The sequence below is a fragment of the Arthrobacter sp. UYCu512 genome, assembly GCF_040547075.1.
GTDB lineage: Bacteria > Actinomycetota > Actinomycetes > Actinomycetales > Micrococcaceae > Arthrobacter.
The window spans coordinates 18,980-45,362 of the sequence record NZ_JBEPPA010000009.1 but is presented as its reverse complement, the minus strand read 5'-3'; the positions used below and the strand labels follow the sequence as shown (position 1 = coordinate 45,362).

Sequence of the window (26,383 nt, the reverse complement as noted above, 5' to 3'; positions counted from 1 at the left end):
TGACCCGGCGTGTACCTAGAACAACTTTCGCTCACGGACTTCCGCAGCTATGCCCAGGTAGAGCTGAGCCTGGAGCCGGGTGTCACCGTGTTGGTAGGGTCCAACGGCATCGGCAAAACCAACCTGATGGAAGCCATCGGCTATCTGGCCTCACTCAGCTCGCACCGGGTCAGTTCCGATGCGCCGCTGCTGCGGTTTGGAACCGATCGGGCGATGATTCGTGCCAAGCTGGTCCGCGGCGAGCAGTCCACGGTGCTCGAACTCGAAATCAACGCCGCGCGCGCCAACCGCGCGCGGATCAACCGCAGCAACCCGGTCCGGGCCCGCGACATCTTGGGTATTTGCCAGACCGTTTTGTTTGCACCGGAGGATCTTGCCCTGGTCAAGGGTGACCCGTCCAGCCGGCGCCGTTTCCTCGATGAGCTCCTGGTCAGTCTCATCCCGAGGCATGCTGCCACCCGCAGCGACTATGACCGGGTGCTGAAACAGCGCAACGCGCTGTTGAAGTCCGCCAGGTCAGGAAGATTCAGCCCGGGACACGAATCCACCCTGGATGTCTGGGATCAGCACATGGCCCGCGCGGGAGCGGAGCTGCTGCATGCACGACTCGAATTGGTGGAAAGGCTTGGACCGCATCTCAAAAGCGCCTATGCCCAGCTCACCGACGGGTCCAAGGAAGCAGGTGTGATCTACCGTTCCACCCTGCAGGGTGTTGTGGACGATGACGGCGCTGTGCCGGCCGAAGCCTTGGTGGCGGTTCCGGGTCCCAACGGGCAAGTTCCGGGACCCGGGGATTTGCGGCTTCTCTCGATTGATCAGCTGACCGAACGCTACATCCAGGCTTTCGCATCGTCTCGGCGCAGGGAATTGGAACGCGGGATCTCCCTGGTTGGCCCGCACCGCGACGAACTCGAACTGGTGCTCGGTTCCGCCCCCGCGAAAGGCTATGCCTCGCATGGTGAAACGTGGTCCATGTGTCTGTCCCTCCGCCTGGCCTCGTACTATGTCATGCTCGATGACGCCCGCACGGGCGGATCAGCTCCCATCCTGATTCTGGACGATGTGTTCGCGGAGCTTGATGTCCAGCGCCGGCGTAAACTGGCCGCGATAGTATCCGGTGCCGAGCAGGTGCTTGTGACCGCCGCCGTTGAGGACGATATCCCCACGGAACTGGCCGGACGGCGGGTGAGGGTAGTCCCGGGAGGAATCGATGTGCGGGAAGATCGATGAATAAGGATACCGACGGCGGCCTGCAGCCGGGACGCGATCCGGACGATATCGATGCCGCGCAGTCGGCATTAAACAGAATGCGTGAGGCGGCGGCGGCGCGCGGCGAAATACGGCGCAAAGCTCCACCACGCCCCGGAACGGCTCCGCAAAAGCCTGGCCGCAGCTCCAGCAGCTCCAGCAGCACCCGCGGCTTCGGACAATTCCACGGTACCGGCAGGGACCCGATGGGGCTGGGCAAAGTGGTGGGCCGCCTTGTTGCCGAGCGTGGTTGGAGCTCTCCTGTGGCCGTGGGATCGGTGATGGCCGAATGGTCAACGCTCGTTGGACCGGAAATATCCGCGCACTGCACGCCGGAGAGTTTCACCGATACCACTTTGCATGTCCGTTGCGATTCCACCGCCTGGGCTACGCAATTGCGCCTGCTCAGCATCAGCCTGCTGGAGAAATTCCGCACCGAACTCGGTGAAGGTGTGGTGACCAAGATCCAGGTCCTCGGACCTGCGGCGCCGAGCTGGCGCAAGGGTGGCCGGACGGTCAACGGGCGCGGACCGCGGGACACCTACGGATAGCGTTCAGCCTGCTGGTACGCCAGGCCTGAAGCACTCCTTGCAAAAACTCTTGAAAATTCCGCAAACGGCGTGTAGGGCGCTCAGACGTACCGGAGTCGTATAGTCACCCGCGTCCGGTACTCCCGGAGCCTTGCAGGTGGAGTCTGTGGCCTCCCAGCGGCACTTTCCTTCCCGTTTGGCGCGATGGAATGCGGGATTCACCCCTATAACACGGTAGAATCGGGGGAGATAACTGGGCGCCGGTGAAACGTTGACTGAGTCCGTTTCCGACGCAATTTTCGCGTGCGGTTAACGGATCCTCGAGTCGGCAGGACAACCGGTGTCATCAGTGCCGTGCCCGTTGGCAGAAGCTGTTTCCTCCGGGAAGGGGCGACGGCTGGCCTTTAACGAAAAAAGAGGAGTCGAAAGCGCCTGTGGCTAACGACAATGCAGAGATCCCGGCAGTGGAACCAGCAGTGGTAGCGGCGGATACCCCGCCGGAAGCCGCAATTGCCCACGGCTACGGCGCCAGCGACATTACGGTGCTCGAAGGCCTGGAGGCCGTCCGGAAACGTCCCGGCATGTACATCGGTTCCACCGGACCGCGCGGATTGCACCACCTGGTCTATGAAGTCGTGGATAACTCCGTCGATGAGGCGCTGGCCGGGTACTGCACCCACATTGAAATTGTGCTGCAGGCCGACGGCGGGGTCAAGGTGGTTGACAACGGCCGCGGCATCCCGGTGGATATGCACCCGACGGAGCACAAGCCCACGGTGGAGGTCGTGATGACCATCCTGCACGCTGGCGGCAAGTTCGGCGGCGGCGGTTACGCCGTCTCCGGTGGCCTGCACGGGGTGGGCATCTCAGTTGTCAATGCGCTCTCCAGCCGGGTCGATACCGAGGTCCGCCGCCAGGGCCATGTTTGGCGGATGTCCTTCGCGGACGGCGGCAAACCCCAGGGCGGACTTGTCCAGGGCGAGGAAGCCAGCGAGACCGGCACCACCCAGACGTTCTACCCGGATGCCGGTATTTTTGAATCGACGGAGTTCGATTTCGAAACACTGCGCGCCCGCTTCCAACAGATGGCGTTCCTGAACAAGGGACTGCGGATCACGCTGACCGATGAGAGGCGCGTTGCCGAGGAACCGACCGAGGACGCTGACCTCGACCTCGACGCCGTTGCAGTCGACGGCGAAGTCCCGGCGGAGTTCCACACCGTTGTGTACCAATACGATGACGGGCTGCTGGACTACGTCAAGCACCTAAACTCCGGCAAAAAGGTCGACGTGGTCCATGAAGATGTCATCGCCTTTGAAACCGAGGATACCGAACGTCACATCGCGCTGGAAATGGCGATGCAGTGGACCAACGCGTACTCCGAGAGTGTCCACACCTATGCCAACACCATTAATACCCACGAGGGTGGCACCCACGAGGAGGGATTCCGCGCTGCGATGACCTCGCTCATCAACCGCTATGCGCGGGAAAAGAGCATCATCAAGGAAAAGGATGACAACCTTACCGGCGACGACATCCGTGAAGGACTGACGGCAGTCATTTCGGTCAAGCTTGCCGAGCCTCAGTTTGAAGGCCAAACCAAGACCAAGCTCGGCAACTCCGAGGTGAAGGGATTCGTCCAGCGAGTCGTCACGGACGGCCTTGGCGACTGGCTGGAACGGAATCCCGGCCCGGCCCGCGACGTTATCCGCAAGGCCATCTCCGCGGCCCAGGCCCGGATGGCAGCCCGCAAGGCCCGCGATAACGCCCGCCGGAAGAGCCCGCTGGAATCTTTCGGGATGCCTGGCAAGCTCTCGGACTGCTCTTCCAAGAACCCGGAAAAGTGTGAGGTCTACATCGTGGAGGGCGACTCCGCCGGTGGTTCCGCCAAGCGCGGCCGCAACCCGGAAACCCAGGCCATTCTTCCGTTGCGTGGAAAAATCCTCAACGTCGAACGGGCGCGGCTGGACAAGGCACTGGGCAACGCCGAGGTCCAGTCCATGATTACCGCCTTCGGTACGGGGATTGGCGAAGACTTCGACCTGAGCAAACTCCGCTACCACAAGATTGTCCTGATGGCGGATGCTGACGTCGACGGCCAGCACATCACCACCTTGCTGATGACCCTGTTGTTCCGCTACATGCGCCCGCTGATAGAAAACGGCTACGTCTATCTGGCGCAGCCTCCGCTGTACCGGATCAAGTGGTCCAACGCTCCGCACGACTACGTCTACAGTGACCGGGAGCGCGATGCGCGCCTGCTGTCCGGCCAGGCGGCCGGCCGCCGCATTCCCAAGGACAACGGCATCCAGCGCTACAAGGGCTTGGGTGAAATGGACTATACGGAACTGTGGGACACCACAATGGACCCCGATCACCGCACACTGTTGCAGGTCACGATGGACGATGCCCTGGCCGCGGACCAAACCTTCTCCACCCTGATGGGTGAGGACGTTGAATCCCGTCGAAACTTCATTCAGCAGAACGCCAAGGACGTTCGGTTCCTGGACATCTAGGGTACTCAAGCCCTACATATCCCTGGACCGATATATACCTGAAACGGAAAATATAGACTATGAGTGACGAAACACCAGAAGTTCCGGCCGGCGCGGCCGACGCTGAGCCCGTTATTGAGGGCACCGTCCTTGGCACCGATGTGCTGACCGACCGGGTTGAACAGGTTGACCTGCAGACCGAAATGCAGCGGTCCTACCTTGACTACGCGATGGCCGTGATTGTGGGGCGTGCCCTTCCGGACGTCCGCGACGGCCTCAAGCCGGTCCACCGCCGCGTGCTCTACGCCATGTTCGACGGCGGCTACCGACCGGAGCGCTCCTTCAATAAGTGCGCCCGTGTGGTCGGCGAAGTTATGGGCCAGTACCATCCGCACGGCGACACCGCCATCTACGATGCCCTGGTGCGCCTGATCCAGGACTGGACGATGCGCTACCCGCTGGCGCTGGGCCAAGGCAACTTCGGCTCTCCCGGCAATGACGGCGCGGCGGCACCCCGATACACCGAAACGAAGATGGCGCAGCTGGCCATGGAAATGGTCCGCGACATCGACGAGGAAACTGTCGATTTCCAGGACAACTACGACGGTAAAAACCAGGAACCCACCATCCTGCCGGCGCGGTTCCCGAACCTTTTGGTCAACGGATCCTCGGGCATTGCCGTTGGTATGGCAACCAACATTCCGCCGCACAACCTCCGTGAGGTTGCCGACGGGGTGCAGTGGTATCTGGCCAACCCGACCGCCAGCCGGGAAGAACTGCTCGAAGAGCTGATCACACGCATCAAGGGGCCCGACTTCCCGACCGGGGCCACCATCCTGGGCCACCGGGGGATTGAGGATGCCTACCGTACGGGCCGCGGCTCGATTACGATGCGGGCCGTTGTCAACGTTGAGGAACTCCAGGGCCGTACCTGCCTCGTGGTCACCGAGCTGCCCTATCAGGCCAACCCGGACAACCTGGCGATCAAGATTGCCGAGCTCGTCAAAGACGGCAAAATCTCGGGCATCGCCGACCTGAGGGATGAGACCTCGGGACGCACCGGACAGCGGCTTGTGATTGTGCTCAAACGCGACGCAGTCGCCAAGGTGGTGCTGAACAACCTCTACAAGCACACCCAGTTGCAGGACAATTTCGCCGCGAACATGCTGGCGATCGTTGACGGTGTGCCCCGCACCCTGAGCCTTGATGCCTTTATCCGGCACTGGGTGACCCACCAGCTCGACGTCATCGCCCGCCGGACCCGGTACCGGCTCCGCAAGGCCGAGGAGGAAGCGCACATCCTGCGTGCCCTGTTGAAGGCGCTCGATGCACTCGACGAAGTCATTGCACTGATCCGGGCCTCGAACACGACCGAAGCGGCCCGCGATGGTCTGATGCAACTCTTGGACATTGACGAGCTTCAGGCCCGGGCCATCCTAGACATGCAGCTGCGCCGGCTGGCTGCCCTGGAACGGCAGAAGATCCAGGACCGCCACGCAGAACTCCAAGCCATGATCACCGAGTTCAACTCGATCCTGGCCTCCGAAGAACGCCAGCGTGGAATCATCAGCACCGAGTTGGCCGAAATCGTAGCCAAACACGGCGATGACCGGCGTACCAAGGTCCTGCTGGGCTTCGACGGGGACATGTCGATGGAGGACCTGATCCCCGAAGAGGAAATGGTCGTCACGATCACCCGCGGCGGCTACGTCAAGCGCACCCGCAGCGACAACTACCGCTCGCAGCAGCGCGGAGGCAAGGGCATCAAGGGTGCACAGTTGCGTGGCGACGACGTCGTCGAACATTTCTTCGTCACCACCACCCACCACTGGCTGCTGTTCTTCACGAACCTTGGCCGGGTATACCGGGCGAAGGCGTACGAGCTCGTGGAAGCCGGGCGCGACGCCAAGGGCCAGCACGTGGCCAACCTGCTCGCGTTCCAGCCGGACGAACACATTGCCCAGGTGCTTGACCTGCGCGACTACCAGCAATCGCCGTATCTGGTCCTCGCCACCAAGCGTGGCCTGGTGAAAAAGACCCGCCTCGAGGACTATGACACCAACCGCTCCGCAGGCGTTATCGCAATCAACCTTCGCGATGAAGATGAACTGGTTTCGGCCCAGCTGGTTTCCGAAACGGATGACCTGATGCTGGTTTCCCGCATGGGCCAGTCGATTCGTTTCACCGCCACCGATGAAGCCCTGCGCCCGATGGGGCGGGCAACGTCCGGCGTTACCGGCATGAAATTCCGCGAGGACGACGAACTTCTGGCCGCCGACGTGGTGACGGAGGGCTCCTTCGTCTTTGTCGTCACGGAGGGCGGCTACGCCAAGCGCACCGCCGTGGAGGAATACCGCCTCCAGGGCCGTGGCGGCCTCGGCATCAAGGTGGGCAAGTACCAGGAAGAGCGCGGCCATCTGGTGGGCGCCCTGATTGTCCAAGCCGAAGACGAGGTCCTGGTGGTTATGGAAGGCGGAAAGGTGGTCCGTTCCTCGGTGGCCGGAGTGCCGGCCAAGGGGCGCGACACCATGGGCGTTATCTTCGCCAAACCCGACAAGAACGACCGCATCATCGAGGTGGCACGCAACAGCGAGCGTGGACTGGAAACCGACGAGGTGGTCGAAGACGAAGATGCAGTCGATGCTGCCGAAAGTCAGGCATCGGCGACGGATGACGTAACGTTGGCTGAAGATACCGGATCACACGAGGGGTCCGCAGCGGAAGAATCAGCACCGGCCCCGGAGTCAGATGAGTCATCAGGCAATGCCGAGCTGGACGAAGACAATACCGGAGGTAACGCGTGAGTAATTCCGACTCATATCCCAAGCCGAACAGCGGCGTACCCGGCGGGGTGCGGCAGCCCGCCTCCGCACCGCGGGTAGGTGCGCCGTCGCGTCCCGAGCAGAGTCCGGGAGCTTCGGGTGCGGCTGCTGGCTCGGCCCAGCGGCCGCAAGCCCCCGGGCAGCGTCCCGCGCAGGGACGACCCGCTGCTGCCGGGCAGCGCCCGGCCACCCCCGGACAAGGTCCGGGGCAGAACCGCCCGGGGCAGAACCGTCCGGGACAAAACCGTCCGGGACAAAACACAGCCGGACTGATTAAGCCGGCGCCCAAGGCCAAGGTCCGCCGGGCGCGCCTGTTGGTGAGCAAGGTTGAGCCTTGGTCCGTGTTGAAGATGGCATTCCTGCTCTCCGTGGCACTGGGCATCGTGACGGTTGTGGCAGCCATTGTGCTCTGGACGGTCTTGGACCTGACCGGAATCTTCGACCAGGTCGATGGCCTCCTTGGCACGCTGGCCGGCTCCGAAGGCGGCGGTTTCGAGTTGAAAAAGGTCGCTTCATTGGGGCAGGTGGCATCGTTCGCTACCATCATCGCCGTCATCAACGTTGTGCTGCTGACGGCGCTGTCCATGCTCTCGGCCGTGCTGTACAACATCTCCGCCACCCTGGTAGGCGGCATCGGCGTCACCCTCACGGACGACTAAACCCGCGGTTTTCCCCGAAAAGTTGCGGGAAAATGCCTCGATTTGAGATCGGGCCGGGATGTGCTGTAAAGTCGTATCTCGGCCCGATGAGGCATCGGGGCGTATAGCTCAGGCGGTTAGAGCGCTTCGCTGATAACGAAGAGGTCCCAGGTTCAAGTCCTGGTACGCCCACGGAATCTGTACAGATTCAAGTGGAGGGTCGGTGGTAGTACTTACCACTGAACCGGAACGGGGTGCATGTGAAGAAGTTGTTGGTTTTTATAGCCACGATCGCAGGCGTCCTGCTCTACAAGAAAGTGCAGGAATCCGAGGCCCGGAAAACAGTCTGGAGCAGATCGACCGACACGGTTGATTAGCCCAGATCCCAGGCGCAGGAGCTGGAAAACAGCTCCACGAACTGGGGTATGATTGTCGGGTTGCTTCTTATGGGGGCATGGCGCAATTGGTAGCGCACCTGCTTTGCAAGCAGGGGGTTCGGGGTTCGAGTCCCCGTGCCTCCACCATAGGAAAGGCCCCGGTTCGCGGAAACGCGGACCGGGGCCTTTTGCGTTTCCGCTGACGTGCAGGTCGGCGCCGGGACCCTCGTTTCACTCCGGACGCATACGGTTAAGTGCAGCGTTTCCGCGCCCATTACTCTTAGACCGTGAACTTCTTCCTAGCCGCCCTGGGCGTCCTTGGCGTGGCTTCCTCCGGGCCGCTTATAGCAGCGACGCTGGGGGCCACGTCGGTCAGCGCACTGGCGATCGCCTTTTGGCGCAATGCCATCGGGTCGGTTGTGATGGCCGGCCCCGTCCTGGTCCGGGGCCCGCGTCAGTTCGGCAGGGTCACCGGCAGCGAGTTCCGTTGGTCACTGGCGGCTGCAGTTGCCCTGGCGCTGCACTTTGCGTGCTTTATTACCTCTTTGCAGTTGACCTCGGTCGCGGCAGCCACTGCCCTCGTCTGCCTGCAGTCCGGCTGGATAGCCATCTTCCAGCTCTTCCGCGGCGTCCGGCACCGCTGGCCCGTCCTGGCCGGCCTGGGCCTCGCGTTTGTTGGGGTTATTGCCATCACGGGATTCGACATGGGAGCTTCCCAGGGTGCCCTGCTGGGCGACCTCCTGGCGGTGGTAGGCGGCGCCCTGGCGGGAATCTATACCATGGCCGGCGGCAAGGCGCGCCAGAGCCTGGGGACGGGCGTCTACACCACGCTGTGCTACGGGATGTGTGCGGCCGTCGTTGCGCTGCTGGCGCTGTTCTCGCAGCAACCGCTGGCCGGTTTCGAAACAACCGGCTGGCTCGGCATCCTGGCCATCACAGTCTGTGCACAGCTCATCGGCCACACCGCCTTCAATCACCTGCTGGCCACCATGAGTCCGCTGCTGGTCTCGATGATCATCCTGCTGGAGATTCCTGGAGCCGCGCTGCTGGCTGCGGCGTTTCTGTCCGAGACCCTGCCGGCCGGAACCTACGCAGGTTTGGCGTTGATCCTGGTGGGTCTTGGCGTGGTGGTCCTGGGCCAGCGTGGTTCCCGCTCGGTGCGGGGTGCCGGGGCTCCGCTGGCGGAACTGGGGACGGACTGACAACGGCGGGACAGCGGCCCCGCGTCGCAGCGCCGGGTGTTACTGGCCGCCGCGGCGGCCAGGCTGGGCGGTGTTGACAGTGTGGATGGCGCGGAGCAGCTTGGCAGGAAAGTAGACGGAGAAGAAAACGACCATGGGGGCCTTGAGCGCCATCTTCTTGACGTTGTGGGCCTTGTAGGTGCGGTCGAAACGCGTCACGTAGTAACGGTAGTCGCGGGGCGAGTCTTCCAGCCGGCGCGCGGACATCCCCGAGACCATCTGTGGCCAGTATTGGATCCGGAGTTCATGGTCGGCCAGGTGCAGGGACAAATCGATGTCCTCGTGCATCTCGTCCTTCTCATCCCGGCACGTCTCGTTCCGGATTATTTCCCAGGCTGAGCGGCGGAGGGCCATATTTGACCCAAAGAGGAAGTGGTACTGATGCTTGGCCAGCCTGAGCATCAGTTGTCGCATTTTGTCGTCTGCTTTCAGGCCAAAACGACGCATCGGCATGTCGTAATAGACCACCGGTCCGGTCGCGGCGTGCACCGCCTTGTCCCGGAAAGCCTTCTGCACCTGTTCGACCCAGTCGGGTTCGAGGACCGAGTCGGCGTCGATCCGGCCCAGGATGTCTCCGGTGGCGCGGTCCAGGCCGAAGTTGCGGGTCGGGATCAGTCCCTGGTCCCGGTCCTGGCTGAGCAGGATGATGGGGCTCTCCGGGTACTCCAACTGCATTTGCCGGACGATTTCACCTGTACGGTCCGTTGACATGTTGTCGACCACAATGATCTCGTGTGCCGGAACGGACTGGTACACGGCAGCAATCAGGCACTGCCGGATCACACTTTCCTCGTTGTAGGCCGGAATCACGATCGAGACGTCGGGCGTCTGGACAGCATCGTCTAAGGCATCCTCAGAGGATTTTTCGGGTGACATTCCCCCCAATTTAGCACCACTGCGGTCTTTCCAGCCCGGTGCCGGGCAATGCCGGGCCACGAACTGGTAAACATCGTGCGAAAAGAAGGGAAGGACCCCGCCCGCGGCGGAGTCCTTCCCTCAACGACCGCCTGGTGACGGCCCTAGGCGTGCTTAGCTGCCGGTATTCTTGTCCGTGCCGTTGTTGCGGCTCGCAGCGATGTTTCGGACTGCGGTCTTCGCGTCCGTGGCGACCTTGGCTGAGGCGTCCTTGACGTCCTCGGCAAGGTCCGTGGCGACCTTGGCTGAGGTGTCCTTGACGTCCTCGGCAGCGTCCGCCACGACCGTGGCGGCATGCTTGGCTTTGTCCGCGGCGTCACCGGTGGACTTGGCAGCATCTGATGTGGCGTCGGCGGCAGCGTCTGCAGCGTCAACCGTTGCTGCGCCAGCCTGGCCCGCGGCTTCCTTGGCGGAATTCTTGACGTCGTTGACCGTAGTGGCCGGCACGGGAGCGGGGGTGACCGGCGCAGGCGTCTGCCAGGGATCTTCGACCGGCCTGGAAGCCTTCCACGCGGCCACACCGGCCGCGGCAGCGGCCGCGATGACGCCGAAGATCAGCAGCCCGCGGTGCTTGGGTTTCTGCGGTTTGGCCACCTCGACGCCAACGGCGTGGCCGGCCTTCTTGGCAGCGACCTTGACGTGCGTCCCAGCAGTCTTGGCCTGCTCCTGGACGGAGTGGATGATCCCCGCGTCGCCGAGGCGCTGGGCAACTGCATCGACATGGGCCGGCGCGTTCTGGAGTGATCGGTGTACGGCGTCGGAGGCCTGGCCGAGCTGATCCGAGAGTTTCGGCAGATAGTCCGCGACAACCCGGTCGCGGGCGTTGGCGAGGACCGGAGTTGCCTTGTCCAGCGCCTCCTGCAGGCGGGGGGTTGCTCCCTCAACAGCGTCATTGATCCGCGGCGCGAGATTGGCAAGCCCGTCCTGCAGGCGCGGGGTCACCGTCGCAACGCCGTCGGCGAGATTGTGGGCCGCCGACTTGAGCCCCTCCTGGATCTTGGGGGAAGCTGAATCCAAGCCATGCTGCAGGCGCGGAACGGCCCAGCTGACTGCCGCTTCAACCCTTGGGGTCGCCCATTCCTTGGCATTCTCGACCCCGGTGCTGACTGAATGCTCCAGCTCACGGGCAATTCGATCCGTTTTCTTCACAACTACCTCCCGATTAAATGTGACGGTTCTGGAGTTAGCCTACGTGTCCGGGACCCCACCGGCTATTCTTCAGGCCGATTCCGGGCGGATTTCACCCAGCGCGGAACTGGCGCACCCGCCCCGCCCGCAGGGGTCGTTCGTGGAAGAATAGGGGCCATGACTGCCATCGCAACTGCAAAAGCAACTATCCACACGAGCCTGGGCGACGTCGTTGTTAATCTCTTCGGCAACCATGCTCCCAAAACCGTCGAAAACTTCGTCGGCCTGGCGACCGGCGAGAAGGCCTGGACGCACCCGGAATCGGGCGATGACAAGACGGGGACGCCCCTGTATGACGGCACTATCTTCCACCGCATCATCAAGGACTTTATGATCCAGGCGGGCGATCCCCTGGGCCGTGGTGTTGGCGGACCCGGCTATAAGTTCGATGATGAAATCCACCCGGAGCTGACGTTCAACGAGCCCTACAAACTGGCCATGGCGAACGCCGGCATCCAGATGGGCCGCGGTACCAACGGTTCGCAGTTCTTTATCACAACCATCCCCACCGGCTGGCTGCAGGGCAAACACAGCATCTTCGGCGAGGTGGCCGACGACGAGTCCAAGAAGGTTGTTGACGCCATTGAAGGTGTCCGCACCGGAATGGGCGACCGTCCGGTCGAGGACGTCACCATCAACAGCATTGATGTAGTGAAGCTCTAAGCCCGGCTTATGAGCTACGGAATTCCGGCGGCGGAGCCGTCCGCGCAGATCCCGGTGTGCCCCAGGCACCCGGAACGGGCCGCCTACGTGCGTTGCCAGCGTTGTGGGCGCCCCGCCTGCCCCGACTGCCAGCGGGCGGCCGCCGTCGGATTCCAATGTGTTGACTGTGTCAACGAAACAAAACGTACGACGCCGGATATCCGGACGGTCTATGGCGGCGCGGTGACCACAGGCAAACCTGTGGCCACGCTTACCCTCATCGGCCTCTGTGTCCTGGTCTATGTTCTCCAGTGGCTGGTGCCCAATGACGGCATCTACCAGAACTTCGCGTTCGCTACGGTTTATGCCACCCCGGAGTATGGGGTCTTCGAACCCTGGCGTATGGTGACGTCCGCCTTCCTCCATTCCCAGGGCTTTATCCTGCACATTGTGCTGAACATGTATATGCTCTGGGTGTTTGGTCAGGCGCTCGAGCCCCTGCTGGGTCGGATCCGCTTCCTTGCCGTCTATTTGTTGTCCGCCTTCGGCGGCTCGGTCGGCTACCTCGTGCTGACCCCCGGATACGTCCCGGGCCAACCGCTCAGCGGCGTCGTGGGCGCCTCGGGTGCCATTTTTGGACTTTTTGGCGCCATGCTTGTGGTCCAACGCCGCCGCGGCGGCGATACCAGGCAACTCTGGGTGCTTATCCTGATTAATGGTGTTATCGGTTTCCTGGTCCCGACGATTGCCTGGCAGGCCCACCTGGGCGGGGCGGTAACCGGTGCCCTGTGCGCAGCCGTTGTTGCCTACACCCCGCGCGGACCGCGCCAGGGACTCATGCAGGCAGGCGGCCTGGTCCTGGTCCTGGCCTTGCTTGTCGGCGTCTCCGTTTTCAGGGTTGCCACCGCCTGAGGCCCGGCTGGCCGGTGATCCCTCCCTCCCCCACCCTGACTGCGGCGGACTCTGTTCCCCGGGATTCCACCGGCTTCCCGCGGCCCCTTTTGGAGCGTAAACGCCGTTTTAGCCAACGCGCCCTGACGGGCGCGTTTTTTGTGTTGCCACTCCTTGTCTGGCTGGGCCAGGCAGTCCTGGCGACAGTATCCCGCAGTAGTTCTCCACAGGGGTTATCCACACTGTTGGTAACTTACACACGTGTAGTTCATGTGCCCGCCATGGATCTGACGGCCACACCGGGGGATCTTGCGATGCGGCGCCGCGCGATTTCCACAATTGTGGATAACCGCGGTGGGGAGGGCTGTGGTTAAGTGGACAACCCAGGCCCCGCTGGGGTTCGCTCCGGTGCAGGTGCCAAAGACGTGACGATCGGTGCCCGGTGGGGATGGCAAACTCCGGTCAGGTAGCCGTCGCGCCGTTGATTTCAACAAGTTTTTGCACAGTGTTAATAACTTGTCGCTCCAAGTAAGGTAGCCAGGATCGGCCCCATAGTGCGTTGGAGCGCCTCTGGCGGTACCCGACGGGCCAACTTATCCCCAACTGTGGATAAGTTGTGGGTACTGGGTTGTTATTAAGTGGATAACTCTTGAGAAGGGAACGGTTGAGCCCTTTTGCCTGCCATTTCCCGGCTGATAGTCCCACTGCGACGAAGAACGTGCCGGACCGAAAACTTATCCACAGGCAATCCACACTGTTAATAACTGCCGGGACTGTCAGTGTGTGCGTATACCTCTCCGGACCGGGCCCCTGAAGGCCAGCATCCGCGGGGAAGGCGGCGACGAGAGCCAAAAGCTGCCAGAAGTTGTCCACACTGTGGATAACTTAAACCATACTTGTTCACAGCCTGCTGTCCTCAGTGCGGCCAGATGCCCGAGCTTCCCCGACGGTGGCTGTCCATCAGATGTGTATCAACCATTCCGATGGCTTCCATCAAGGCATACATGGTGGTGGGGCCGACAAAGGCGAAACCACGCGTGCGCAATGCTGTGGACAGGGCGATGGACTCCGTCGACGTTGTGGGGATGTCAGCATGCGTTCTCGGCAGGGGTGTAGAAGCGGGTCGGAAGGACCACACGAAGTCGACAAGCCCGCCGTCGGCCCGCAGGGCGATGGTGGCTTGGGCGTTGGTGATCGCGGCCCGGATCTTCAGCCGGTTGCGGACGATTCCGGCATCCAGGAGGAGACGCTGAACATCCGCTTCGGTGAAGGCCGCTACCGTCTCGGGGCGGAAATTCCCGAAGGCGGCCCGGAACGCCGGACGCTTGCGGAGGATCGTGGCCCAGGACAGTCCGGCCTGGAACGCCTCCAGGCTGATGCGTTCGAAGAGTCCCTGTTCGTCCCGCACCGGAAGTCCCCACTCCGTGTCGTAGTACTCGCGCAGCATCGGATCCACGGCCGCCCAGGGCGGCCTGGCGAGGCCGTCCTCCCCGAGGATCGGGCCGGCTACCTCCCGTACCATCCGGGTTTCCTCACTCGCACTATTCTCCGCTCCAGGCTGACGGGCCCGTGGGCTGCCGGGACAAATTGCGCAAAAGACCGGCACACGGGGTGTACCGGTCTTTTGGTCGTTGCGACGGGCTTAGGAACGCCAGCGGGTGGTCATCAGGAAGCCGGCGATGGCGATTCCGAATCCAGCCATAATGTTCCCTGATCCCCAGGCGGCCACGGGAAGTGTGCCTTCGCTGATGTAGAAAGTGATGATCCACAGGAGGCCGAGGATCATCAGGCCAAACATTACGGGCTTAAACCAGACCGGGTTGGGTTTGTTGGCCTGCGCGGCGGAAGTCTGTGGCGTTGCCTCGATTGTGCGCTTGCGGCGTTTTGACTCGGGCACGGGTCCTCCTGGGCGGCTGGAACAAAAGCGGGACCCCGGCTTGATATCCTGCAAGGAGGAATGCACCGGCGGTCAGCGCGCTTTTGGTCATGTTTGTGGTCGTATTCGGACCCAATTCTAGCTGTAGTTAACACCGCGGCGGTGTCCGCCGCGAACGTCCGGGAGGAGAAGCCACGTGCTGCAACTGCAGGACAGCGCCGCACGCCGTTTCACCCGCGGCCCCCGAACATTCCGCCGGACTGTCCTGGTCCTGGGCGAGTTGCTCGTCACCGCCGGTTTCATCGTATTCCTGTTTGTCCTCTGGCAGCTGTGGGGGACCAACATGGCAGCGGATGCCCGGCAGCGTGAGATGGTCAGGGAGTTCAACCGGCATCTGGCGGACCCGGCCGCGGCTGCAGCGGCGCCCGCCGTCGACGACGGCCGGCCGGCTGTCGCCGCGGAGCCCGCCACCGGTAGCACTCTCGGCGTTGTCTACATTCCCCGGTTCGGCGCTGACTATGCCAGACCCCTCGTCCAGGGCACCTCTCCGGCAATTCTGGATGCCCTTGGAATCGGCCATTACGAAGGCACGGCCATGCCTGGCGCGGTGGGAAACGTCGCGGTCGCCGGCCACCGGCAGACCAATGGGGCCGTTCTGGATAACATCGATGAGCTGGTCCCCGGGGACCGGATCTACATTCAGACCCGGGACGGCTACTACGTGTACAGCTTCCGGAACAGCGAGGTCGTCCTACCTGCCAGGACGGACGTCCTGCTGCCGGTGCCCGCACAACCCGACGCCGCAGCCACGGAACGCTACCTGACGATGACAAGTTGCAATCCCCGGTTCGGCTCCCAAGAACGCGTCATCGCCTACTCGGTGCTAGAGCGCTGGCAACCGGCATGGGCCGGTCCTCCACCGGCTGAGATCGCCGGCCAGGTCCAGCGTGCCGCCGGGGAGGACTGAGGAGTGTACGCCTGGATCTTCCGGCATTTGCCGGGCCCCCGCTGGCTTCGAATTACGACTGCGCTGGTGTTGGTCGCCGGCGTGCTGGTAATGATGGTTCAGTTCCTTTTTCCCTGGATGGCACAATTCACCCAGTTCACTGATTCAACGATTGGTTCAGCAAGGCACCCATGAGTACAACCAAGATTCTCGTCGTCGATAACTATGACAGCTTTGTATACACCCTGGTGGGGTACCTCCAGGAACTCGGTGCGGAGACGACAGTGGTCCGCAACGACGATGTCACCTTGGCTGAGGCGATCGATCTCGCGGAGGCCCGTGACGGCGTCCTCATCTCGCCGGGACCCGGAAACCCTGCCGGTGCGGGAGTCTGCATCGAACTGATCAAGTGGTGTGGAAGCCACAACAAAGCCATGCTTGGGGTCTGCTTGGGCCACCAGGCACTGGCCGAGGCCTATGGGGGAACTGTGACCCACGCCCCGGAACTTATGCACGGCAAAACGTCACTGGTGGAACACCACGGCGGCGGAGTGTTCGAGGGTCTGCCGTCCCCTTTTACAGCGACCCGATACCACTCCCTCGCCGCCGTCCGGGAGAGCATACCCGAGGTCCTGGAGATCACGGCGGAAACGGGGACGGGCGTTGTTATGGGGCTGCAACACCGCACCGCGCCCCTGTGTGGAGTGCAATTCCACCCCGAGTCCGTGCTCACCGAAGGAGGCTACCGAATGCTCGGGAACTGGCTTGAATCCCTTGGGATGGTCGGCGCCGCCCAGCGGGCTTCGGCGCTAAGCCCGCTGATCAAACACTAGGCGGAAAAACCGCGTAGGAATGCCCCGCTTTCCTTGGTGCTCTTGGTTGCCTTGGGGGTAGGCGTGGGAGTGGGACTTGGCGACGGCGGGGGCGGCGGCGCGGGCGCCTTGGCGACGGTAACGGTGACCGTTTTTCCCTGTTCTACGAGGGCGTCCGCCGGGTCGGCCTGTGCAGTGATTTTTCCCGGTTCAACTTGGGAGTTTTCGACTTCCGTGGCGCTCATGGCCAGGCCTAGCGCCTTCAGCGCCGCCTCTGCCTCGGCCCGGGGAAGTCCGACCAGTTGGGGAACCACAACCTTGCCGGTGGAGACGATAATTTCCACCGTGCTGCCGGCGGCCACATTCTGTCCGGGCGCAGGATTTGTGGTGATCACGAGCCCTGACGGGACGGTGGGGCTGTTGGCCATGGTGGTGCCGGGGGCCCCGGCGAGTCCCTTCTGGCGCAGCACGTCGCGGGCGGCGGCCTCCGTGCGTCCGGGCAGGTCAGCGGGGATGGTGATAACGCTGGGGCCTTCCGAGATGTTGAGGGTGATATCTGAGTTCGGGTCCAGGGGGCTGCCGACAGCCGGAACGGTGCCGATGGCAATTCCCTTGGTGATGGTCTCGTTCTGCATGTGTTTCAGCTGGGGTCTCAGCCCGGCGTTGTACAGCTTCTGGAGGGCCTCAGTTTCGGTCAGCGAGGTCACCGACGGCACCAGGACCTTGGCGACGGGCGGCGGAGCCTGGTTCATCAGGTTGTACAGCCACAGGCCACCCCCCGCGAGAACCAGGACGGTGACGATCATCAAAGCCGTGATCCACGTCCGGCGGCGCGACTTCTGGTGCCGGGTATGCTCCCGCTCGGGGGGAAGGACCAGCGGCAAACTGCCGGTGTCCGCGGCGCCATAGCTCACACCGGATGCCATCGGAGCGCCGTCATCATAAGCCGGCGATTCCAGTGCGGGCCGGAGCCTGCCGGTATGGGAGTCGTCCAGGAACCTCGCTCCGGTCACTGAGAAGGCAGCCGTCGGAGCGTTGTCCGGCGTCGGAATGGTGTCATTGGGATTGGTGGGCGCTTCGCTTGCCGGCGGTGCGGTGACCCCAACTCCGCTCCGGGCAGCCCGGAGGGCACGGCGGAAGGCTGCGGCATCCTGGAAGCGGTCCGCCCGGTTCTTTTGCAGCGCCTTCATCAGTACGCTGTCCAGTGCCTCGGAGACATCAGGATTCAGGCTGCTGGCCAGTTCCGGAATCTCCCGCACATGCTGGTAGGCAACAGAAACGGGGCTGTCGCCGATGAAAGGGGGCCGGCCGGCGAGCATCTCATAGAGCAGGCAGCCGGCAGAGTAGAGATCGCTGCGGGCATCCACGGTCTCGCCGCGGGCTTGTTCCGGCGAAAGGTACTGTGCGGTCCCCACAACGGCCTGTGTTTGCGTCATGGTCGCTGCCGAGTCCGCCATGGCGCGGGCAATTCCGAAATCCATCACTTTGACGCTGTTGGACTCCGGGCAGTACATCACATTGGCCGGTTTGATGTCGCGGTGCACAATTCCGGCCTTGTGGCTGTAGTCCAGGGCGGCGAGCACCCCCAGGGTGAAGTCAATCGCCTGGTCGATTCCGACGTCCTTGGACCGGATGAGGTCCCGGATCGTTTTTCCGGAAACGAACTCCATCACGATGTACGGCACCCGGACAGTGTCCTCGTGGTCGCCGGGGACGGAGTGGTCCCCGGTGTCATAGATGGCCACGATTGAGGGGTGGTTTAACGCGGCCACCGCCTGCGCTTCGCGTTTGAACCTGGCCTGGAACTGAGGGTCCCGGGCAAGGTCGGGGCGAAGCAGTTTGACCGCGACGGTGCGTCCCAATCGGGTGTCCACGCCGCGGAAAACGTCGGCCATGCCGCCACGGCCGATCAGCTCACCCAGCTCATAGCGCCCGCTGAGGACGCGCTGCGTGTTGACGGGGCCGCGGTCCTCCCGGTGCGATGGGGTGCGGGGTGAAGTGGACATGGTGGCCTACGTTCCCGTCGGACTTGGGGTAGCTGCCGCGGGGGCTGCTTTGGCCAGGTGGTAGGTCACGAGCGAGCCGGCGGGGACGCTGGCGCCGGACGCGGGCTCGGAACTGACGAAGGTGCCGGGAGCCTGCGTCTTGGTGGCCGGAGCGAGGTCAGCCCCCTTGGCCCAACGCAGGCCCGCACTTTCGATGGCCTGCTGCACGGCGGCTTCGCTGGCACCGGGCTGCAGGGTCGGGACCGTGGCGGGTGCCGGGCCCTTGGAGTAGCTCACTGTGATGGTTGTGCCCGATTGGACCCGTCCGGCCGGGTCAATTTGGACCACCGTTCCAGGGGTGGAATCGTCAAATACCTCGGCTCCGGTCACCACAAGGCCCAGTCCGATGAGTTCGCTGCGGACCTGGTTAAAGGGGCGGCCGAGATAGCTTTCCGGAATGAGGTTGATCCCGGCCGGAGTCGACTTTGTAGGCGTCGCGGAGCTGCTGGTGGGGCTCGCGCTTGAGGATGTGGGTGACGCGCTGGAGCTGCTCGGCTGTGCGCTGCTGCTGGTGGTGACCGCCGCGCTGCTGCTCGCCGGCGTCTTCGGGAAAAGGATCCCGGCCTGGGTCAGTACCACGCCCACCAAGGCGAACAGCACGAGCAGGATCAGCGCCACCAGCGGCCAGGTCCAGGGGCTGCGTCCGCGGTGCCCCGGTTCGTCGACGGGATCGTCGTAGTCGTCGTCCTCCTGGTCCCAGGTGCGTTCCGCGGCGAGAGCATCGGCGCGTGAGAGTGTGCTTCGGGCCCCGGCGGCGTCTGATCCGGCAGCAAACCCCGCTGCGGCACCGGCTGCGGCGGCGCCGACCACCGGCAGTGCCGAGGTGGCCGACGTCGTTCGGTCAGCCGCGCCGATGACACCCGTAGCCGCTGTGGGGACGTCTACCGGGGCGGTGATCGGGCCGGTCGCCGCCTCGAAGAGGAGCATGCCGGGAACCGCAGCGTGAGCTGCGGAGATGTCGCCGTTGCGGATGGCTTCGGCAGCCTCCGACAGCTTGAGCGCGTCGGCGGGACGGTTCTTGGGGTCCTTGGCCAGCATGGACATCAGCAGCGCGCGGACCGGCTTCGGCAGGGTCTCCGGAAGCGGCGGCGGCGCATCATTGACCTGGGCCAGTGCGATGGCGATCTGTGATTCGCCGGAGAACGGGCGGCGGCCGGTGAGGCACTCGTAGCCGATCACGCCGAGGGCATAGATGTCCGAGGCTCCGGTCGCGAGTTGGCCGGTAGCCTGCTCGGGGGCCAGATACTGGGCCGTTCCCATCACCTGTCCGGTCTGGGTGAGCGGGACCTGGTCTGCCAGCCGAGCGATGCCAAAGTCCGTGACCTTTACGCGCCCGTCCGGGGTGATGAGCAGGTTCCCAGGTTTGATATCACGGTGCACCAGGCCCTGGGTGTGCGCCATCGAGAGGGCGCGGGCGGTCTGGGCAATCATGGAAAGGGTGCGGTCCGGGGAAAGCACCTGTTCGTGTTCAATGATGCTGCTCAGCGGTTGGCCCGGAACGAGCTCCATCACGAGGTAGGCGGAGCCTTCTTCCTCGCCGTAGTCAAAGACGTTGGCGATGCCCACGTGGTTCAGCAGCGCCGTGTGCCGGGCCTCGGCCCGGAAGCGCTGGAGGAAACCGGGGTCCCCGGTGTACTCCTCCTTGAGCACCTTGATAGCGACGATGCGGCCAAGGATCAGATCTTTGGCTTTCCAGACTTCTCCCATGCCGCCGATCGCAATACGCGTCGTCAGCTGAAATCTGCCGCCGAGGGTGATTCCTGATGAAGGCCTCACTTATTCAACACCGCCTCAAAGATCTTCTTCGCATTCGGACTGGTTAGCTGTGCGCCGGTGGTGATGTCTACGCCTTCCATCACGATAGTGACAGCCACCTGCGGGTCATTCGCCGGGGCAAACCCGGTAAACCATGAATTGTTCAGGCCGTTGCCAAGCTCAGCGGTACCGGTCTTGCCGGCCACCTGGACACCGGGCACGGCGGCCGCGCGGGCAATGCCATCGCTGACGACACTGACCATCCACTCGTTGATCTGCCGGGCAATCTCCGACGAGGTGGAGGTGCGCAGCACCTGTGGCTTCGGCTCGCTCAATGGCCGCAGGTCCGGGGAACGCAAGGCCTTGATGAGGTTTGGTTGCATCTGTACCCCGCCGTTCGCGATCGCCGCTGTCATCTGGTTGATCTGAAGCGGAGTCGCCCGGACGTCCCGCTGGCCGATCGACGACTGCGCGAGGCTGGCGTCATCCAGTTTCTCCACGGGGAAGAAGCTGGGGGCGGAGTCCAGCTTCAGCTGGTCGCCAAATTCCTGCCCGAAACCGAATTTTTCGGCCTGGTCGACAATGGCTTGCTGTCCCAGGTCCAGGGCGATCTTGGCGAACGGGGTGTTGCAGGACTGCTGCAGTGCGAAGGCAAACGTGGCCGTGTCGCGGGAGTAGCAGTTGCCGCCGGCGTAGTTGGGCAACTTGTACTGGATGCCGGGAAAGGACATCTCAGCCGGATTCGGCAGAATGCTGTCCTTATTGTATTTTCCCGAGTTCAGGGCAGCCGCTGTGTCAACGATTTTGAACACCGAGCCCGGTGCCAGCAAGGCACCGGTTGGACCGCTGACGTTCTGGTTCAAGTTGATCCCGGGGACCTTGTTCAGCTCGGCCAAATTGGCTGCCTCGGCAGCCGGATCCTGGGTGGCGATCAGGTTCGGGTCGTAGGAGGGTTTGGAAACCATCGCTATGATCGCGCCGGTTTTCGGATTGGTCACCACAATCGAGCCGCGCTGTCCGTCCGGAATGAGGTCGTAGGCGAGCTTTTGGATGGCGGGATCCAGTGTGAGCTCAACGGAGGCGCCCTTGGGCTGGTTGCCCAGGAACAGTTGGCCGACACGGTCCAGGAACTGCTGGTCCGAGCTTCCAGCAAGCTCTTTGTTCATCGTTTTCTCCAACCCGGTCACGCCGAAGCTCCTGGAGAAGTAGCCGGTGATTCCGGCGTACTGCGGCGGTTGGGTGTAAGTGCGCTGGAATTTGCAGCTCCCCGCCGTCTCGACTGACTCCGCCACCGGGGTGCCGCCCACGATGATGGCGCCGCGGTCGTTGCAGTAATTCTGGAGCAGGGTGCGTTTGTTCCATGCATTGGCCTGCAATTCGTCCGCGCCGACGACCTGGACGTAGCTGAGGGCGCCGAAGATCAGGACGAACATCGCGATCGCCGCGATCCAGGAGCTGCGGATGGCTTGGTTCACAGCTTCACCGCCGCGGTCGGTGTGTCCGGGCTGGTCCGTCCGGTACCGGGCGCGGCGGCCGGCTTCGAAGGCATGGCAGGGGTGACTTTCTGTTGGTCGGGTTGTTCGCCGGGGGCCAGCGGGGTCGTATCGACCGGGCCGCGTGCCGTGTGCGAGATCATCAGCAACAGTCCAACGATGATCCAGTTGGCCAGCAGCGAAGAGCCGCCGGCGGCCAGGAAGGGAGTGGTGAGGCCGGTGAGGGGAATGAGCCGGGTGACGCCGCCAATCACGACGAAGCACTGCAGTGCAATCGCGAAGGACAGTCCGGTGGCCAGCAGCTTCCCGAACGCATCCCTCGTCCCCAGCGCAGCGCGGAAGCCGCGGGTGAAGAGCAACAGGTACATCAGCACGATCGCGAACAGGCCGATGAGTCCCAGTTCCTCACCGAAGGACGCGATAATCATGTCGCTGTTGGCGAATGGGACAAGATTGGGGCGCCCCTGGCCGAGGCCTGTGCCCACCAGGCCGCCGTTGGCCATACCGAACAAGCCCTCAACGATTTGCAGGCTGCCGCCAAACTCGCGGCCGTAGACCTCGTCCGTGAAGGCGTTGACCCAGCCGTCGATCCGCAGGGCCACGTGCGAGAAGACCCGGGACGCCACAAACCCGCCTGCAGCGAGCAGCCCGATCCCGATGATCACCCAGCTGATACGGCTCGTGGCGACATAGATCATCACGAGGAAAAGCCCGAAGAACAGGACTGAGGATCCCAGGTCCCGCTGAAAGATCAGCACGCCGATGCTCACGAGCCAGGCCGCCAGCATGGGGCCCATGTCCTTGAATCTGGGGAATTGGATGGGGCCGACTTTCCGGCCGGCCAACAGGATGAGATCCCGGTTGGAGGAAAGGTACCCTGCAAAGAATATTGCCAGCGTGATCTTCGCTATTTCACCGGGCTGGAAGGTCATCGAGCCAAATCTGATCCACACCCGGGCGCCCAGGATTTCACCGGCCGAGACTCCGGGAAGAAGCGGAAGGACCAACAGGAGCGCGCTGACGGCAAGCGAGATGTAGGTGAAACGGCGAAGGACCCGATGGTCCTTGAGGAACCAAATGACGGCGATCGAAACTGCCATGGCCACCAGCGTCCAGCGCAGCTGGTTGTTTCCAGTGTCTTCCCCGACCCTGTCGAGTCGGTGGATCATGGCGAGACCGAGTCCATTCAGAGCGATCACCAGCGGAAGAATAACCGGATCGGCATATTTCGCGCGGAGGCGCAGCACGATGTGGAATACGAAGGCAGCGGCCGCAAACAGGCTGGACTGGAACCAGAACTCCGTGTCAAATGCCTTCTGCTGGTCTGCGCCGACCAGTACGTTGGCGCCGATGCCGACGGCGAGGGCCAGGACAAGCAGGACCAGTTCAACATTCCGCCGGGGCTTTGGCGTGGACTCTATCGGTGTCATTTGGCACCCTCACAGCTCGGAGCGGTCGACGACGGTGCTGGCGTGGCGCTGCCGGCCCCGCCCGGACTCGCGGTATTTCCCGGAGCCGATGATGCATCTGGGCTAGCCGGCGCCGGAGATGGCGTGATGCACTCGTCTGCGGGGGCTGTGGTTCCGGTGCGCTCCAGGTTTTTGACGATCCGCTGGGCATCGTAGAGATCCCTGGCAGGCACAGTCTGTCGCACCCGCTGCTGGGAGAATTCCGGCAGATCCGACATCCTGACCTCGGTCACCGTTTCGAGCCTGGATAACTGGATGGGTCCCAGGCGTTGGGAGACCCCGTTGAAGATGGCTACATGCTGGTCCTGCTCGCCGATGTAGTACCGGGTCTGGGTCCAGGCGTAGCCCAGCCACAGACCGACGGCGAGCACTGCCAGGATGGCGGCGGCGATTGCGATCGTCACCCAGCGGCGCGGCCCTCCGTCCGGGCTGAACTCCTCGGCTTCTTCTTTGGCCTGTTCCGACTTGTGGGTCAGGACGGTCGCGGCCCGGCGCGCCATGGTGCGCCCGGCGATGGTGGGAATGGAGCCGGATTCGGCGGCGGTGGCTGCTGCCCCCACAAGCTCGTGCGGCCGGCCGGAGAGTTCCTCGCGGAGGACCTCCGCGGAAAGGTGCTCACCCAAGTGCGGATCGGTGGAGTTTTCCGGCTCTTCCTGCGGCCTGACCCTCTCTGCTGGGCTCGGTGCCCCGTCGGGGTCCTTCGGGGTACCCGTTGACGAGGCCGCGGATTTGGCCGCTGCGCCGACGGTGCTCCCGGTGGCCTGCCCGGCCCTTTCGGACCCGCCGGAGGCCACGATCGGGCTCGCTGGAGCCGGAACAACATCGACGGCGGCCGTCCGTACGTCGTCGGCGGTCTGTTCGACGATCTCCAGCATCACGACCGTCACATTGTCCGGGGCGCCTGCTTCGAGCGTGAGATCGACCAACAGTTCGGCGCATTCACGCAGATCCCGGGTCTCCCGGACCGTGCGTTCCACGACGTGGCCGGCCACGTAATTCAATCCGTCTGAGCAGAGCAGCCAGCGTTCGCCCGGCTCCACTTCGAGGGTGTCCAGGTCCAGCTCCGGGCTCGCGTCGACGTCACCGAGGACGCGCATCAGGACATTTTTATGCGGATGGGTTTCGGCCTCTTCGGGCCGGAGCCGACCTTCGTCGATGAGGCGCTGGACGAAGGTGTGGTCCACACTTACCTGCTCGTACTCACCGTTTCGAAGCCGGTAGGCGCGTGAGTCGCCAATGTGGGCGAAGTGGAGTTTGCCTTCAGCCAGCAGGAGGGCAGTGACGGTGGTGCCCATACCGGCCAATTTGGGATCAATGTGAACGAGTTCGGAGAGCAGCGAGTTGGCAGTCTGGATCTCGTCCGCCAGTATGGTGCCCGCGTCGCCGTGGTAGTCGTCGCTATCCAGATGGATCATGTCCAGGACCGTTGCGGCCGAGGCGACATCACCTCCGGCGTGTCCGCCCATACCGTCGGCAACGACGGCGAGGTGGCGGCCAACGTAGGCGGAGTCGTCGTTTTTTCCGCGCACCCTGCCGACGTCGGAACGCGCGGCATAGCGCATGATCAGTGGCCGCTTTGAGGCGGGTGCCTTGCCTGCGGGAAGTTCGGTGGCAGCCATGGCTATGGCCTCAATTCAATGACCGTCTTGCCGATTCTCACGGGGACACCCAACTCGACGGGCAGTGCCCGGGTGAGCTGCTGATCGGCCAGATAGGTACCGTTTGTCGAGCCAAGGTCTTCAATGAACCAGCGGCTGCCCTGCGGGAACAAGCGCGCGTGGCGTCCCGAGGCATAGTCATCCTCCAACACAAGGGTGGCTTCCTGGGCCCGGCCCAGCAGGATGGGGCTTGCCGCCAACTGGATCGTTGTGCCCTTGAGCGGACCCTCCGTGACGATCAGTTGGCGGGGCTGCTGTTTGGCGGGGGTGGCTGGCTCGGCGAGGGCCGGGTTTTTCCGCACCTGCCGCGCCGTCGGGGCGCCGGCCGCTGCCTTGCGGCCGATCATAAGATCGCGACGCATGGCGGCAACGATGCTGAAGATCAGCACCCAGAGGAGCAGGAGGAAACCGAAGCGCAGGGCGGTGATCGTCAGTTCGCTCACCGGCGGCCACCTGGGTTGGCGGGCAAAAGGCGGAAGATGATTTTGGTCCGTCCCATAGTGATTGTGGTGCCGTCGGTGAGTTCCGAGGACCCCACGACCTTGTGGCCGTTGACGTAGCTGCCGTTGGTGGAGCCCAGATCGACTGCCTGGGCGGTCCCCGGCCCCGTCCGGATTTCCAGGTGGCGGCGGGAAACGCCGGTGTCGTCGATGAGGATGTCCGCTTCGGAAGAACGTCCCAAAACGATCGACGGGGCGTTCAGCGAGTACCGCTGCCCGTCGATGTCCAGGACCGGCTGCATCCGAGAGGGCTGGCGCGTCGGTGCGGCCGGCATGCCGCCGTGCCCCGCCGGCTGCGGGGCAGAGGGGGACTTTTCGGTCCGCGACGTGATTTCGAAGGCTCCGGCGCGGCGTTCCTCATCACGGCGGAAACTGATCCGGACAGGGCCCTGGAGGGTGTACCCCTGGCTGCGCACGTGGTTGATCACAACATCGCACAGTTCTTCGGCAAGGGGAGTGCCCCATTCCTGCGCCCGCTCGAAGTCGGAGTCGCTGAGGAGTACGTCAAAGACGTTGGGAGCAAGGGTCCGCCCGGCGGCGATGGTGATGGCCTTGTTGTCCACCTGGCGGCGGAGGTGGCTGGCAATCTCGACCGGCTCAACCTGGGCGCGGGAACCGGTGGAGAAGACCCCGCGGACGGCCTTTTCGATGCCGCGCTCGACTTTGTCCAGCAATCCCATGGTCCTTCTCCTTTCGTGACGACTGCAGGGCAGTATTCTGTCCGGAACTCGGTTTCCCGCATCGGCGGGAGCCCGCTGGTAACGGGCACTCCTAATCAGATACTACTGGGCGAGTCTGGAAATGGCCTTAATGCGGGCCACCGCTGCGTGCCAGGGAAAATA

General features: G+C 63.5%; 22 protein-coding genes and 2 tRNA genes. 13 read left to right on the top strand and 11 right to left on the bottom strand.

Translation table 11 applies throughout. From position 1 onward, the window contains the following. Positions 1 to 9 precede the first annotated feature (9 nt). The 9 genes from recF (at position 10) to ABIB49_RS11045 (ending at position 9,312) form a co-directional block, all read left to right on the top strand. Positions 10 to 1,230, top strand: coding sequence for a DNA replication/repair protein RecF (recF, locus tag ABIB49_RS11085; RefSeq protein ID WP_283480149.1), 1,221 nt, complete (start codon positions 10 to 12; stop codon positions 1,228 to 1,230). Continuing rightward, entirely contained in the window at positions 1,227 to 1,799 is a 573-nt protein-coding gene (locus tag ABIB49_RS11080; RefSeq protein WP_283480147.1) for a DciA family protein, read from the top strand. Before recF ends, ABIB49_RS11080 begins: the two co-directional genes overlap by 4 nt. 413 nt (positions 1,800 to 2,212) lie before the next feature. After that, positions 2,213 to 4,294, top strand: a complete 2,082-nt coding sequence (gene gyrB / locus ABIB49_RS11075; protein ID WP_283480146.1) for a DNA topoisomerase (ATP-hydrolyzing) subunit B — start codon at positions 2,213 to 2,215, stop codon at positions 4,292 to 4,294. Positions 4,295 to 4,353: 59 nt separating this feature from the next. Continuing rightward, a complete protein-coding gene (gene gyrA, locus ABIB49_RS11070) occupies positions 4,354 to 7,077 on the top strand; it encodes a DNA gyrase subunit A (RefSeq protein ID WP_226775556.1) in 2,724 nt (907 codons plus the stop codon). Then, complete coding sequence (locus tag ABIB49_RS11065; protein WP_354157067.1) at positions 7,074 to 7,754, top strand: DUF3566 domain-containing protein; 681 nt, start codon at positions 7,074 to 7,076, stop codon at positions 7,752 to 7,754. The genes gyrA and ABIB49_RS11065 overlap by 4 nt, the downstream gene beginning before the upstream one ends. A 97-nt stretch (positions 7,755 to 7,851) precedes the next feature. Further along, positions 7,852 to 7,925, top strand: a tRNA-Ile gene (locus ABIB49_RS11060). 62 nt (positions 7,926 to 7,987) lie between these two features. Continuing rightward, positions 7,988 to 8,110, top strand: coding sequence for a DLW-39 family protein (locus tag ABIB49_RS11055; RefSeq protein WP_309485698.1), 123 nt, complete (start codon positions 7,988 to 7,990; stop codon positions 8,108 to 8,110). Positions 8,111 to 8,181: 71 nt separating this feature from the next. Further along, positions 8,182 to 8,257 (top strand) — tRNA-Ala (locus ABIB49_RS11050). A gap of 140 nt (positions 8,258 to 8,397) precedes the next feature. Next, the gene (locus tag ABIB49_RS11045) at positions 8,398 to 9,312 is read left to right on the top strand and encodes a DMT family transporter (protein ID WP_283480144.1); all 915 of its coding nucleotides are present in this window, start codon (positions 8,398 to 8,400) and stop codon (positions 9,310 to 9,312) included. 39 nt (positions 9,313 to 9,351) lie between these two features. Here the strand turns inward: ABIB49_RS11045 and ABIB49_RS11040 are convergent, their stop codons facing one another. Together ABIB49_RS11040 and ABIB49_RS11035 are read right to left on the bottom strand one after the other, a co-directional pair. Next, a complete protein-coding gene (locus ABIB49_RS11040) occupies positions 9,352 to 10,227 on the bottom strand; it encodes a glycosyltransferase family 2 protein (protein WP_283480142.1) in 876 nt (291 codons plus the stop codon). 153 nt (positions 10,228 to 10,380) lie between these two features. Continuing rightward, the gene (locus ABIB49_RS11035) at positions 10,381 to 11,415 is read right to left on the bottom strand and encodes a hypothetical protein (protein ID WP_283480141.1); all 1,035 of its coding nucleotides are present in this window, start codon (positions 11,413 to 11,415) and stop codon (positions 10,381 to 10,383) included. Between the two features lie 156 nt (positions 11,416 to 11,571). Between ABIB49_RS11035 and ABIB49_RS11030 the strand changes: the two genes are divergently transcribed. After that, positions 11,572 to 12,117, top strand: a complete 546-nt coding sequence (locus ABIB49_RS11030) for a peptidylprolyl isomerase (protein ID WP_226775550.1) — start codon at positions 11,572 to 11,574, stop codon at positions 12,115 to 12,117. Between the two features lie 9 nt (positions 12,118 to 12,126). After that, positions 12,127 to 13,008: a rhomboid family intramembrane serine protease gene (locus ABIB49_RS11025; protein ID WP_283480140.1), complete on the top strand. Its 882-nt coding sequence runs from the start codon at positions 12,127 to 12,129 to the stop codon at positions 13,006 to 13,008. Between the two features lie 895 nt (positions 13,009 to 13,903). Here the strand turns inward: ABIB49_RS11025 and ABIB49_RS11020 are convergent. Beyond that, positions 13,904 to 14,509, bottom strand: a complete 606-nt coding sequence (locus ABIB49_RS11020) for a DNA-3-methyladenine glycosylase I (protein ID WP_283480139.1) — start codon at positions 14,507 to 14,509, stop codon at positions 13,904 to 13,906. A gap of 120 nt (positions 14,510 to 14,629) precedes the next feature. Beyond that, positions 14,630 to 14,884, bottom strand: a complete 255-nt coding sequence (locus ABIB49_RS11015; RefSeq protein ID WP_226775547.1) for a cell division protein CrgA — start codon at positions 14,882 to 14,884, stop codon at positions 14,630 to 14,632. 175 nt (positions 14,885 to 15,059) lie between these two features. Between ABIB49_RS11015 and ABIB49_RS11010 the strand changes: the two genes are divergently transcribed. Then, complete coding sequence (locus tag ABIB49_RS11010) at positions 15,060 to 15,830, top strand: class E sortase (RefSeq protein ID WP_502913797.1); 771 nt, start codon at positions 15,060 to 15,062, stop codon at positions 15,828 to 15,830. Positions 15,831 to 16,000: 170 nt separating this feature from the next. After that, positions 16,001 to 16,642, top strand: coding sequence for an anthranilate synthase component II (locus ABIB49_RS11005; protein ID WP_283480138.1), 642 nt, complete (start codon positions 16,001 to 16,003; stop codon positions 16,640 to 16,642). Here the strand turns inward: ABIB49_RS11005 and pknB are convergent. From pknB to ABIB49_RS10970, 7 genes are read right to left on the bottom strand one after another with little or no spacing between them, the layout of a single operon-like run. Beyond that, entirely contained in the window at positions 16,639 to 18,627 is a 1,989-nt protein-coding gene (pknB, locus tag ABIB49_RS11000; protein WP_283480132.1) for a Stk1 family PASTA domain-containing Ser/Thr kinase, read from the bottom strand. The two genes, ABIB49_RS11005 and pknB, sit on opposite strands and share 4 nt — an antisense overlap. Before the next feature lie 6 nt (positions 18,628 to 18,633). Next, positions 18,634 to 20,442: a protein kinase domain-containing protein gene (locus tag ABIB49_RS10995; protein WP_253031626.1), complete on the bottom strand. Its 1,809-nt coding sequence runs from the start codon at positions 20,440 to 20,442 to the stop codon at positions 18,634 to 18,636. Then, entirely contained in the window at positions 20,439 to 21,896 is a 1,458-nt protein-coding gene (locus tag ABIB49_RS10990) for a peptidoglycan D,D-transpeptidase FtsI family protein (RefSeq protein ID WP_226775543.1), read from the bottom strand. Before ABIB49_RS10990 ends, ABIB49_RS10995 begins: the two co-directional genes overlap by 4 nt. Further along, complete coding sequence (locus ABIB49_RS10985; RefSeq protein WP_283480129.1) at positions 21,893 to 23,344, bottom strand: FtsW/RodA/SpoVE family cell cycle protein; 1,452 nt, start codon at positions 23,342 to 23,344, stop codon at positions 21,893 to 21,895. Before ABIB49_RS10985 ends, ABIB49_RS10990 begins: the two co-directional genes overlap by 4 nt. Next, positions 23,341 to 25,002: a PP2C family protein-serine/threonine phosphatase gene (locus ABIB49_RS10980; protein ID WP_283480128.1), complete on the bottom strand. Its 1,662-nt coding sequence runs from the start codon at positions 25,000 to 25,002 to the stop codon at positions 23,341 to 23,343. Before ABIB49_RS10980 ends, ABIB49_RS10985 begins: the two co-directional genes overlap by 4 nt. A 2-nt stretch (positions 25,003 to 25,004) precedes the next feature. After that, positions 25,005 to 25,484, bottom strand: a complete 480-nt coding sequence (locus ABIB49_RS10975) for an FHA domain-containing protein FhaB/FipA (RefSeq protein ID WP_282360059.1) — start codon at positions 25,482 to 25,484, stop codon at positions 25,005 to 25,007. Then, positions 25,481 to 26,221 (bottom strand): FHA domain-containing protein, encoded by a 741-nt coding sequence (locus ABIB49_RS10970; protein WP_283480127.1) that lies wholly within the window; start codon positions 26,219 to 26,221, stop codon positions 25,481 to 25,483. Before ABIB49_RS10970 ends, ABIB49_RS10975 begins: the two co-directional genes overlap by 4 nt. Positions 26,222 to 26,383 lie beyond the last annotated feature (162 nt).

What these genes read in the sequence shown, in the direction of transcription:
- ABIB49_RS11080 (WP_283480147.1), top strand. Translation starts at nt 1,227, where the DNA reads ATGAATAAGGATACCGACGGCGGCCTGCAGCCGGGACGCGATCCGGAC.
- gyrA (WP_226775556.1), top strand. Translation starts at nt 4,354, where the DNA reads ATGAGTGACGAAACACCAGAAGTTCCGGCCGGCGCGGCCGACGCTGAG.
- ABIB49_RS11040 (WP_283480142.1), bottom strand. Translation starts at nt 10,227, where the DNA reads ATGTCACCCGAAAAATCCTCTGAGGATGCCTTAGACGATGCTGTCCAG.
- ABIB49_RS11030 (WP_226775550.1), top strand. Translation starts at nt 11,572, where the DNA reads ATGACTGCCATCGCAACTGCAAAAGCAACTATCCACACGAGCCTGGGC.
- ABIB49_RS11025 (WP_283480140.1), top strand. Translation starts at nt 12,127, where the DNA reads ATGAGCTACGGAATTCCGGCGGCGGAGCCGTCCGCGCAGATCCCGGTG.
- ABIB49_RS11020 (WP_283480139.1), bottom strand. Translation starts at nt 14,509, where the DNA reads ATGGTACGGGAGGTAGCCGGCCCGATCCTCGGGGAGGACGGCCTCGCC.
- ABIB49_RS11005 (WP_283480138.1), top strand. Translation starts at nt 16,001, where the DNA reads ATGAGTACAACCAAGATTCTCGTCGTCGATAACTATGACAGCTTTGTA.
- pknB (WP_283480132.1), bottom strand. Translation starts at nt 18,627, where the DNA reads ATGTCCACTTCACCCCGCACCCCATCGCACCGGGAGGACCGCGGCCCC.
- ABIB49_RS10985 (WP_283480129.1), bottom strand. Translation starts at nt 23,344, where the DNA reads ATGACACCGATAGAGTCCACGCCAAAGCCCCGGCGGAATGTTGAACTG.
- ABIB49_RS10980 (WP_283480128.1), bottom strand. Translation starts at nt 25,002, where the DNA reads ATGGCTGCCACCGAACTTCCCGCAGGCAAGGCACCCGCCTCAAAGCGG.
- ABIB49_RS10970 (WP_283480127.1), bottom strand. Translation starts at nt 26,221, where the DNA reads ATGGGATTGCTGGACAAAGTCGAGCGCGGCATCGAAAAGGCCGTCCGC.